Raw genomic sequence first — 8,428 nt, 5'->3', positions numbered from 1 at the left:
GCTGACCAAAAAGCCGGCTTGCAAATTCAAAAGAAAATGCTGCCAAAAAATGAAAAGAAAGTGAACGATATTTTCTTTGAGCATCGAGTGATGCCATCTTTGTACTTAAGCGGCGATTTCTTAGACTATTTTAATCTTGACGATCATCGTAGCTTATTTTATTTTGCCGACGTTTCTGGTCATGGTGCATCGTCTGCATTTGTGACGGTATTGCTGAAAAACCTGACGATGCGTTTAAAGCGTAACTTTAAACGCGGCTCTAGTGATGAGATTTCGTGTCCGAATGATTTCTTGAAGCGTGTTAATCTTGAGCTGTTGGCAAGTGATTTGGGAAAGCATGTAACGATGTTTGCAGGTATTCTCGATGAGAAAAACCAGGAATTACGATATTCGGTAGGAGGGCATTTCCCTATGCCAGTATATTGTGAGCAAGGGCGGGCAGAGTATTTAGAAGGTAAAGGAATGGCCGTTGGTTTATTTCCTGAGCCAGAATTCGAAGTCTACCATCGGAAAATTACACCGGAATTTCGAATCACGGTATTTTCTGACGGTATTCTCGAGGTGATGCCCGGCGAGACTTTGAATGATAAGGAACAGCTACTACTGGACGTTGTAGCAGAAAACAGGGCGGGTGTAGCGGAGCTATTCTCTTCCTTAGGCTTGGACGACTTAAAAGAAATACCTGATGATATTGCCTTTCTTTCGGTGAGTGCAGTCAGTGACGGAAGTAAAAGGTAGCGATATGCAGAACATACGTTCCATATTGAATATGTCAATCACAAGCATTAAAGGTTGAGCGACTATGTCTAAATGTAAAATACTACAAGCAGAATGCAGCGGCGTTTATGTGTTGAAATTGGTGGGAGAGGTTCGATTGAATCTTTGCTCAACGATTGACTCTGCTATTGAAGCAATGACGTCTGACCCTGAATTTGCATCAATCGTTGTTGATTTGAGTGAGACGACTTTAATTGACAGTACCACTTTAGGTTTGCTTGCTCGCTTGGCTATTCAGGCGAAGCAAAAAAGCCACTTCTTGCCTTCCATTGTATCGACTAACCCTGACATTACTCGTGTCATAACGACAATGGGCTTCGAAAGTGTCTATCTTATTCTAACTGAACCGGCAGACTCGAGCCAACGACTGACTGAGCTGGCACCCCAAGATATTACCGAAGAAGAATTAAGAACCAATGTTCTCAATGCTCACAAGGTTTTGATGAACCTGAACGAGCACAACCGTGAACAGTTCAAAGACTTAGTGGCGACACTTGAAGGCGATGTAGAGGAACAGGCCTTTGTTGCGGGCTAAGGTGAATAAAGCTTAGTTATTAATATTATGTCAGGAAGCAAAGTATTTTGGCTTTCCTGCTTCAGGTTTCTCTTGTGACCTTCTATTATTGTCTTGCAGCAAAAAGAGCTGGCAAACAAGTCTAATCAACTAAACAAGAGATCTTAAATCATGTCACATAGCAAATCGGCTATCGCTGTTCTGGGTGGTGGAAGTTTTGGAACTGCGATTGCTAATATTGCTGCCGAAGCCGGGATTAAGACATATTTATGGATGCGCAGTGAAGAATCCGTAGAGTCCATTATTCAAACCAGGGTTAATACCAAGTATCTGCCTGATTTGTCCTTGCATGAAAACCTAATTCCAACAACGAGCTTAAGTGACGCCGTTGACAATGCCTATATCGTATTTTTTGCCGTGCCGAGTAAATCTTTTCGGGCAGTTGTAGAAAATGCAAAATCCTATCTTAAGCCTGATCAATGGGTGGTGAGCACTACAAAAGGGATCGAGCCGGGCACACTAAACCTGATGAGTGATATTTTGCGGGCAGAGCTTCCCGGTTTTCAGGTGGGCGTTATGGGCGGGCCAAACCTAGCCAAGGAAATAGCCAAACATGAGCTAACGGCCACGGTGATTGCAAGCGAGTCCTCAGACTTAAGAAAGGGTGTTCAGGATGCACTAGGCTGCTCCTATTTTAGAGTCTATGCCAGTGCTGATGTTTATGGTGTTGAGTTAGGCGGCGCGTTGAAGAATATTTACGCTATTATGGCGGGTGTCGCTGCAGCCAAGGGTTTGGGTGAGAATACGATTGCCATGCTGCTTACACGAAGCCTGGCTGAAATGGGGCGCTTTGCGCAAACGCAGGGTGCTAATCCGCTCACTTTCCTAGGTTTGTCGGGCGTGGGTGATTTGATTGCGACCTGTAGTTCCCCGCTAAGTAGGAATTACCGGGTGGGTTATGCCTTTGGTAAAGGGAAAACCTTGGAGCAGGCCGTAGAGGAGTTGGGTGAAGTTGCGGAAGGGGTGAATACTCTGGCTCAGGTTAAGCGCTATGCGGACGATAACGATATATATATGCCATTAGTACAGGGCTTATATATGATGATTTACAAACAGGTACCTTTGTCAGTTATCATCGAAAAATTGATGTCTGGTGAGCAGAATACTGATGTTGAATTTACTTTAGCAAAGCACGAGGTGTAGCGCGTGATAAAAGTTTTATATTTGATCCTTTTTTGTTTGATTTATAGTCTTACTGATATTGTTTTGGTTGTAATCGCTCTCGTTCAAACCGTGTTAAAGCTTTCAACGGGAGAGCCTAGTGAATCTTTAAAAGATGCCGGTAGGACTTTGGGCTTGTACCTAAAACAAATTAGTGAATTCCTGAGCTACGCAAGTGAAGTGAAGCCCTATCCATTTTCTGATTGGCCGCAAGCAAAAGCTAAAGACAAGCTTCTGGATGAGATTAAGTAGCGATGAAGCTCTTTATTTCCAGGCATGGTGAGGCATCATTTTATGCAGAAAGCGACTTCTCTCGCCCCTTGACAGAAAGAGGTGTGCAGCAGACAAGTGCTTTAGCAAAAGAGCATTTGAGTATATTAAGTGAGGTGAGCCAAATTTGGGTGAGCCCCTTACTAAGAGCTCAGCAGACGGCAAAGGTTTATCAAGACCAGCTGAAGTGCGATGTTCATACCAAGCCTTTTATTACACCCGACTCCTCGCCGAAACAAGTGCTTCGTCAGCTTAATCAGGCCGGAATTGATAATGTGCTGTTGGTATCGCATCAGCCATTGGTCGGAGACTTAGTGAGCCTATTGGTTGAAGGTAATACCTATCAACCTCATCCTTTTATCACGAGTGAGCTAGTAGTACTGGAGCTTGAGCTGATGGAAGCCGGCCTAGCTTATTTACACCAGGATCTTATCCCGCACTAATAATTCACAGGTCTCTTTGTTAGCCCGGTGTGCTCTTAAGCCGGGATCCATGAGGGTCAGAACGAGGTATCGACGTAGCTGGTTTCCTGGTAAAAACACCTCGGGAATGATGAGTTCGGGGAGATGTTCTACTCTGCCCTGAATTGCACCCATTTTATAGAGGAGCTCTATAGAGAATTATTATTCCTCTGTGCAGCAAAGCGCTCCGTGCCCTCTGTGGTTAAGGGGTTTAATCTTGAAATCAAAACCAAAAAACAAATCCACCACAGAGGACACAGAGCGGCAGGTGGCCTGCACGGAGAAAGCCAAAAGAAGGGTTCTTAAATGAATGACTCCAATTATTTAGACTAAGTCGCGCAGAATCTCTACAGCCCGGTTGATCACTCGCTTGGTGGTATAAAAGTGCGGGGAAAAACGAATACCTCCTCCCCGGTTTGCACAGATTACTTTACGTGACATAAGTGTTTGATATAGCTCAGTGCTGTCCTTCCCCTCAATGCGAAAGCAGATAATGCCACTTTGACGCGCTTGGTTTTTATTTTCAGGAGAAATGAAACAAAGGTCATCAATGGTTTGTAATTGTGCCTTCAGATAGTTCGTTCGTTCGCATATGGCTTGATGAATATTGTCGATGCCTATATCCAGCAGTAGCCCCAAACTGGCATTTAAAGCCTGTACCCCCAGCATGTTGGGGCTGCCACACTCAAAGCGTTTTGCGTCCTTTGCTGGCGTCCATTCGGGCGAGTCGTAGTTGCCGCGCTGTTCGATCATATGCCAACCGAATTGATTGATCTTCAGTGTTTCGATATGTATGCCTTTCACATAGAAAAGCGCTAAACCTTCGGCGGCCATCATCCACTTATGTCCATCGGCAACAATGAAATCAGCATCGATTAAGGTTTGATCGAAAGGTAATGCGCCCAGACTTTGTATGGCATCCACACAAAGGAGGCATTGTTCTGCTTTGCATAGCTGGCTAAGAGACGGGAGGTCAATTGTAATGCCGCTTGCATACTGAACAGAGCTAATAGAAACCAGCCTGGTCTTGGGGCTTATCAGCTGTTGTATCGCCTGCACAGGGTCTTGTTTGTCTATATCTGCTACGTTTACAGTGACACCAAACTGGCTCAGGGATTCCCAGACTATGCGATTAGACGGAAATTCCTGATTGCTGATAATTACTTCATCACCTGCTTGCCATTCAATGCCATAGGCAATCATTGACAGTGCCTCGGAGGTGTTTTTTGCCAGTGCGATTTCATGGGTAGATGATAGGCCGATTAACTTGGCCAAGCGCTCGCGCAGTTCTTGCTCGACCTGTAACCATTGAGGGTAGTGCTGAGCGCCGCTGTAAACATTTTCTTTGGCGAACCTGGCAACGGCTAGCTCCGTACATGCAGGCCAAGGGCTTACCGCAGCGTGATTCAGGTAGCATAATTCCTTGTCTTGAGGGAATTGTGTTTCAGCTTGGGGGAAATGGGTAAAGCTTGGCATGTTGACACCGTTTTGAGCTTGTTGGACCGGGAGAAGCTCTGATGATATACGAAATAAGATGGCATTTTAATGTTTTCGTATCTGATCAGGGCATTCTTTAAAACGCCGATGTCGATGGAGACTAAAGCAGTGCCGACAGAGCTTTCTTTTGTTAAGCTGTTCTGCCTGATTCAAAGCTTGCGTTTATAGCGAGCTTTGTGGCGAGTGTATGTGGAAGGTTTTGTGAATTTATCGGTAAAAGCTATGCAAGCTCAGCGCATAGATCTTTGGCTCTGTTCCGTTGAACGTATAAATGTGGCGTCTCATATTGATGAGTTTCTTGCTCTTTTGAGTGAGGACGAACGTGTGCGATACGAACGTTTTGTCTTTGAAAAAGATCGTCATGTATATCTCGTATCGCGCTATCTCTTACGCACCTTGCTTAGCCGATATCTCCCCGGGAATTCACCTAAAACATGGTGCTTTAATTATAATGATTACGGTAAACCTGAATTGCCGAATTACCCGCTGAGCTTTAATTTGTCGCATTCTGACAATCATATCGTACTGGCTTTTTCTCGTGATGAGGTGTTGGGGGTGGACATTGAATCGCATAAGCGTGAGGTTGATTTTCAGCCTTTGGCCAAATACTCGTTTTCAACCAAGGAATACGCCCAGATAGAGAAGCTCGACCAAGAAGCATTTCGAGATCGTTTCTTTTCTCTCTGGACTTTGAAAGAAGCTTATATGAAAGCAGATGGGCGAGGCATGTCTATTCCGCTTAAAAGCTTTTCCTTTCTATTTGATGATTCTAATCGTTATTTGGCGCGTTTTGAGCCGGAGCAAAAAAGCGATTCTGACCCTTGGCTTTTTTGGCAGTTCGAAACAGATTTAGACTGCTTTATCTCTCTTGCTACTCAGTCTAATGGACTTGCTAGGGGGGAATATCGTATCGAAACTAAAGAAATTACCGGTCTCGATAAGGTTCGTGAGCTCAGTTTGCCCCATAGAGAGCTCGCTAATAAAGACTTGTGTTAGAATAAACGATTAGATTCAACCAATAGTTGCCGTGATTATTTTATGAATTATTTGCCTATCAATTACATTGAGCCCGTATTTCGTCCACCTTCAGAAGCTAAGTCTTTGATTCTTCAAGTTACCAATGGTTGTTCATACAATAAGTGCACCTTTTGCGATATGTATACAGCTGAACAGAAGAAGTTCAAGCCCAAAAAGATCGAAGAGATAGAGCAAGAAGTGAGTGCAGTGGCGAAGAGCATGCCGAATGTCGGGCGTTTCTTTTTGGCAGATGGTGATGCAATGACTTTGTCGTTCCGCCGCCTCAAAGAAATACTTGAGTGTATTAATCGCTACTTTCCAGATAAAGAACGTGTTACTGCTTATTGCTTACCCAGAAATATTAAGAAAAAAACGGTAGAAGAGCTGGCTGAGTTGAGAGCGTTAGGCCTAAGCATGGTATATGTGGGCTGTGAATCCGGTGACGACAAAGTCTTGGAATGTGTGGTTAAGGGTGAGACTTACGAAAGCTCTAAAGACGCCTTACTCAAGTTAAAAGCTGCAGGCATCAAGTCTTCCGTGATGATATTAAATGGCTTGGGTGGCAAGAAGTTTTCAAAGCAACATGCCGTTAACTCTGCCAAGCTTATGAATGAAACACAGCCAGAGTTTGTATCGACGTTAGTAGTTTCTTTTCCGATGGGTGAAGAGCGCTTTAGGGCTGGATTTAATGGTGATTACGAGCCATTAGAACAATTGGATTTATTTCATGAGATTCGTACCCTGATTGCTAATTTTGAACTGGAAAATACAGTATTCCGTTCCGACCACGCGTCTAATTATTTGGTGCTAAAAGGTAATTTAGGGGCAGATAAGCAAGCGATGCTAAGTAAAATTGATCTGGCTTTGAATAAGCCTGGTGCAATTCCTCTTAGGCAAGAGTGGCAGCGAGGCCTATAACTATGGCAAAAATAGATGGTGAGGGGCTGCATAGGGACCTACCGACAATCGCGACCCAGATAAGAGAATTAGTTGGCGAGGATGATAGCTTGCCACCTGTTGAAACGTGGCAGCCGGAGCGAGTTGGCGAGATAGATATACGTATTGATTCCCAGGGTGAGTGGTATTATCAGGGAGACAAGATGGAGCGGCAGGCAGTGGTTCGCCTGTTGTCGCGGATATTACGCCGTGATGGTGAAGATTTCTTCCTGGTGACGCCTTACGAGAAAATGAAAATTACGGTGGATGATGCGCCCTTTGTTGTCGTGATGGTAGATCGCGAAGGTGAGGGTGAAGCGCAAAAGCTGCATTTTTCTACCCAGCTAGGCGATTACTTCACCTTGTCGGCAGATCACCCGCTCGAGGTAAGCTATAACGAACGCCAGGAACCGTCGCCATACGTGAAGGTAAGACATGGGCTTATGGCAAAATTGAGTCGGCCGGTTTATTACGAGTTAGCAGATTATATTTGTGAGCGCTCGGAGCAAGATACTGAGCTTGGTGTTTGGAGTGCTGGGCAGTTTTTTAAATTTTAGAGAGGTGCGTATGTCGCACCCCATTTGTATTTTAAGGTTAACGAATTAGGTTTGAAAGCTTAGGGTTAGGCTTCTTGTTCTTCTTAAGTAGCACCGCGATTTTTCCTATTGTTTGAACTAGCTCGGCGCCACTTTGTTCGACCAGCTCAGTGATGAGTGCACTGCGGTCATCGCGGTCACCAATTGCTACTTTAACTTTAATTAGCTCATGATCATTGAGTGCGCGATTCAGTTCTTCCATTAGGCCTTCGCTTAAACCTTTATCTCCGACTATAATCACCGGGTTTAGGTTGTGTGCGATAGTGCGATAATGTTTTTTGTCTGCAGAACTTAAGCTCATGAAAATAACCCGTAGTAGAAATCGTATAGTAAGTAAAAGTATTAACGGCGCGCATTCTAACAGTTATTTTATTTGATTGATAATGCCGCTAAATGTCAGGCTTATGCTCTGACAGGGCAGCGAGAATTTTTAAAGAGGGTGGTATGGCTCGTTCAAAATCAAGTTCCAAGTGGTTGAAAGAGCACTTCGATGATCAGTATGTAAAACAGTCACAGGAAGATGGGTATCGTTCTCGTGCCAGCTACAAATTGTTAGAGATTCAAAAAAAAGACCGCCTGTTTAAGCCGGGTATGACGGTGATTGACCTGGGGGCAGCGCCTGGTGGTTGGACTCAGGTAGCGCAAGAGCTGGTTGGGCCAAGTGGAAAGGTAATCGCTAGCGATATTTTATCTATGGATGCCTTGCCTGATGTGACTTTTGTTCAGGGTGACTTTACTGAAGAAGACGTGTTTGATCGTCTTATGGCAGAAATTGATGGTCAAGTAGACCTTGTAATCTCAGATATGGCCCCCAATATGAGTGGGAATGCTGCTTCTGATATACCCAATGCGATGTATCTGGTTGAGTTAGCTCTGGATATGGCGCGACAAACTTTAAAACCTAATGGCGCATTTATCGCTAAGGTTTTTCAGGGGGAGGGCTTTGACTCCTTGATTGGAGATATGCGACAGATGTTTACTAAGGTATATAGCCGTAAGCCGGACGCTTCAAGGGCCCGCTCGCGGGAAATCTATCAAGTAGGTGTTGGGTTTAAGGGTTGAATGCCTTACAAATTAAAGGTGTTTAAAACTCCTGTCAGGGCATAGCTATTTAAGAAATCAGGCGGTATATTGAGCCA

The 8,428-nt window shown here is 44.4% G+C and carries 11 protein-coding genes; 9 read left to right on the top strand and 2 right to left on the bottom strand.

The genetic code is table 11. The annotated features are described in order from the left end of the window. The 5 genes from A3763_RS11310 to sixA form a co-directional block, all read left to right on the top strand. Positions 1-738, top strand: a 738-nt coding sequence (locus A3763_RS11310) for a PP2C family protein-serine/threonine phosphatase (RefSeq protein WP_156495053.1), incomplete at its 5' end; no start/stop codon positions are given. A 64-nt stretch (positions 739-802) separates the two neighbouring features. After that, the gene (locus A3763_RS11305; RefSeq protein WP_068515259.1) at positions 803-1,312 is read left to right on the top strand and encodes an STAS domain-containing protein; all 510 of its coding nucleotides are present in this window, start codon (positions 803-805) and stop codon (positions 1,310-1,312) included. Positions 1,313-1,462: 150 nt separating this feature from the next. Then, positions 1,463-2,494, top strand: coding sequence for an NAD(P)H-dependent glycerol-3-phosphate dehydrogenase (locus A3763_RS11300; protein ID WP_068515257.1), 1,032 nt, complete (start codon positions 1,463-1,465; stop codon positions 2,492-2,494). A 3-nt stretch (positions 2,495-2,497) separates the two neighbouring features. Then, positions 2,498-2,764: a DUF4389 domain-containing protein gene (locus A3763_RS11295; protein WP_068515237.1), complete on the top strand. Its 267-nt coding sequence runs from the start codon at positions 2,498-2,500 to the stop codon at positions 2,762-2,764. A gap of 2 nt (positions 2,765-2,766) precedes the next feature. Continuing rightward, positions 2,767-3,225, top strand: a complete 459-nt coding sequence (gene sixA, locus A3763_RS11290; protein WP_068515010.1) for a phosphohistidine phosphatase SixA — start codon at positions 2,767-2,769, stop codon at positions 3,223-3,225. 342 nt (positions 3,226-3,567) lie between these two features. Here the strand turns inward: sixA and A3763_RS11285 are convergent, their stop codons facing one another. Beyond that, positions 3,568-4,719: an aminotransferase class V-fold PLP-dependent enzyme gene (locus A3763_RS11285; RefSeq protein ID WP_068515235.1), complete on the bottom strand. Its 1,152-nt coding sequence runs from the start codon at positions 4,717-4,719 to the stop codon at positions 3,568-3,570. A 222-nt stretch (positions 4,720-4,941) separates the two neighbouring features. Here A3763_RS11285 and A3763_RS11280 point away from each other — a divergent pair, with 222 nt between their 5' ends. The 3 genes from A3763_RS11280 to A3763_RS11270 are packed head-to-tail and all read left to right on the top strand — an operon-like array spanning position 4,942 to position 7,250. Then, on the top strand, positions 4,942-5,736 hold the full coding sequence (locus tag A3763_RS11280; protein WP_156495052.1) for a 4'-phosphopantetheinyl transferase superfamily protein: 795 nt from the start codon (positions 4,942-4,944) through the stop codon (positions 5,734-5,736). 42 nt (positions 5,737-5,778) lie between these two features. Continuing rightward, a complete protein-coding gene (locus tag A3763_RS11275) occupies positions 5,779-6,675 on the top strand; it encodes a radical SAM protein (RefSeq protein WP_068515229.1) in 897 nt (298 codons plus the stop codon). A gap of 2 nt (positions 6,676-6,677) precedes the next feature. Next, positions 6,678-7,250 (top strand): DUF1285 domain-containing protein, encoded by a 573-nt coding sequence (locus A3763_RS11270; protein ID WP_068515227.1) that lies wholly within the window; start codon positions 6,678-6,680, stop codon positions 7,248-7,250. A gap of 37 nt (positions 7,251-7,287) precedes the next feature. Here the strand turns inward: A3763_RS11270 and yhbY are convergent, their stop codons facing one another. Next, complete coding sequence (gene yhbY, locus A3763_RS11265) at positions 7,288-7,590, bottom strand: ribosome assembly RNA-binding protein YhbY (protein WP_068515219.1); 303 nt, start codon at positions 7,588-7,590, stop codon at positions 7,288-7,290. Positions 7,591-7,733: 143 nt separating this feature from the next. Between yhbY and rlmE the strand changes: the two genes are divergently transcribed. Continuing rightward, positions 7,734-8,351, top strand: coding sequence for a 23S rRNA (uridine(2552)-2'-O)-methyltransferase RlmE (gene rlmE, locus A3763_RS11260; RefSeq protein WP_068515313.1), 618 nt, complete (start codon positions 7,734-7,736; stop codon positions 8,349-8,351). Positions 8,352-8,428 lie beyond the last annotated feature (77 nt).

It is taken from the genome of Oleiphilus sp. HI0128 (assembly GCF_001635365.1).
Note: the sequence above shows the minus strand (reverse complement) of the source record. Positions and strands in the feature narration are given on the sequence as shown.

Coding starts and splice junctions, on each gene's coding strand:
- A3763_RS11305 (WP_068515259.1), top strand. CDS start 803: ATGTCTAAATGTAAAATACTACAAGCAGAATGCAGCGGCGTTTATGTG.
- A3763_RS11300 (WP_068515257.1), top strand. CDS start 1,463: ATGTCACATAGCAAATCGGCTATCGCTGTTCTGGGTGGTGGAAGTTTT.
- sixA (WP_068515010.1), top strand. CDS start 2,767: ATGAAGCTCTTTATTTCCAGGCATGGTGAGGCATCATTTTATGCAGAA.
- A3763_RS11285 (WP_068515235.1), bottom strand. CDS start 4,719: ATGCCAAGCTTTACCCATTTCCCCCAAGCTGAAACACAATTCCCTCAA.
- A3763_RS11275 (WP_068515229.1), top strand. CDS start 5,779: ATGAATTATTTGCCTATCAATTACATTGAGCCCGTATTTCGTCCACCT.
- A3763_RS11270 (WP_068515227.1), top strand. CDS start 6,678: ATGGCAAAAATAGATGGTGAGGGGCTGCATAGGGACCTACCGACAATC.
- yhbY (WP_068515219.1), bottom strand. CDS start 7,590: ATGAGCTTAAGTTCTGCAGACAAAAAACATTATCGCACTATCGCACAC.
- rlmE (WP_068515313.1), top strand. CDS start 7,734: ATGGCTCGTTCAAAATCAAGTTCCAAGTGGTTGAAAGAGCACTTCGAT.